Raw genomic sequence first — 1,453 nt, 5'->3', positions numbered from 1 at the left:
CGGCTGGCGATCGTGTTGTAGGTCGGGTCGCCGAGCCTGCCCGCCGAGATCGCGGCGCCGAAGTAGCGGCCGCTCTGCTGTGCCGCCGCGCCGAGCGTACTCGCCGCGGCGGCGGAACCGGAGGAAGCGATGGCCGAGACCGGGCCGGTCACCGCCGTGAGCGTGCCGAGCACAAGGGTGCCCACGGCGCCGGCGATCAGGGTCCGGCGAAGTCCTCCGAGAGGTCGCCGGGTGCCAGGTGGGGGTATGGCATTCGAGCCCATGACTGAGCCTCCATATTTTGATCATGGCAAGCAAGGGAAACACGGGACATCTCATCGACCGACGCCGTGTCCCTCACCAGGGAGCGCACACCACCGAGGGCGTCGCAGACGGTGACCTCTGCCGCGCACCACCGACTGGCAGGAAGACCGTCTCGTCGGTTCAGTCTGGAAACTAGTACGAAACATGTCAAGGTGCATCAGAAATTTTCGGTTCATCTGTCCTACACATATGTGGCTGACATGCTTCGACGTCCATCCGATGCTCTGAAAATTTCGGTACCGTCACCGGATCAATGTCATCGTCGATGAAATTTTCATCGCGAGCACCGGCACGGACCGGGTTGGGCCACCCGTGAAACCAGGCAGACCAGCATGCCCCTCACTCCTCCTGGACAGGCGCGCACAGGACCCTTGACAGCCCCTTCGGCCTAGGATTTGCTGCCCTCCACCACCACCAGCCCACTCGTCACCAGACAAAGGCACTACCGAAAGGCGGGATGTTCGCGTTAACAACGTGGGATGCTCGCCTGAAGGCGCGCCCCTCGATCCGTGAATCTCGATCCGTGAATCTCGGAGAGGCACCCCATCCGAGGTTCACCCTCGCGGTCGCCGGCCCATTGACAGGCGGCGGCTCACTCGTCGGGAGAAACCCAGGTCAGCTCGCCACATCACCTTTCCCGGCTGACGGCCGGCACGAATCCCGGGTCGTCGAACGAGTCGAAGGTCTCAAATCCACGAACCGGCCCCGGGGAGACGAGAGCGGAATCCGTCGTAGGCGGTAGGCCGCCCGCCTTCCCGTCCGTGTCGCAGCCACGGCTGTCGCCCTCGACGGTGTCGGCGTCCCTGGCGCCCTGAGAGTACAGAACCGCGGTCGACGACTCGGGCCTCGCGACCGGCGCTCCGGCGTCCTCGCCGCCGTGGCATGTTCACGGTTCGCCAGGCCACTCCTCGGCCAGGCCACTCCTCGGCCAGGCCACTCCTCGGCCGGCCCACTCCTCTGCCGGCCCACTCCTCGGCCGGGCCACTCCTCTGCCGGGCCACTCCCGGGCCGGCGGGCGAGGGCAGGAGAATACGACCTCGTCCTCGCGTCGGCGACCGGCACCCCCACTGGACGTGACCAATGTGCGGTGGCCTTCCGTTGTGACCGGGCGCGAAAAGGCCGGGCGTCCGATCGGACGCCCGGCCTGTCA

Annotated in this window: 1 pseudogene; it reads right to left on the bottom strand. The window is 66.5% G+C overall.

Features of this window, described 5'->3' with window-relative positions:
- Positions 1–185, bottom strand: a pseudogene (locus AB0G16_RS38750) (hypothetical protein); the annotation flags it as partial.
- Positions 186–1,453: the final 1,268 nt, after the last annotated feature.

It is taken from the genome of Streptosporangium sp. NPDC023615, assembly GCF_040640155.1.
Lineage (GTDB): Bacteria > Actinomycetota > Actinomycetes > Streptosporangiales > Streptosporangiaceae > Streptosporangium.
The sequence above is the reverse complement of the archived record's forward strand: the minus strand, read 5'-3'. Positions and strand labels throughout refer to the sequence as shown.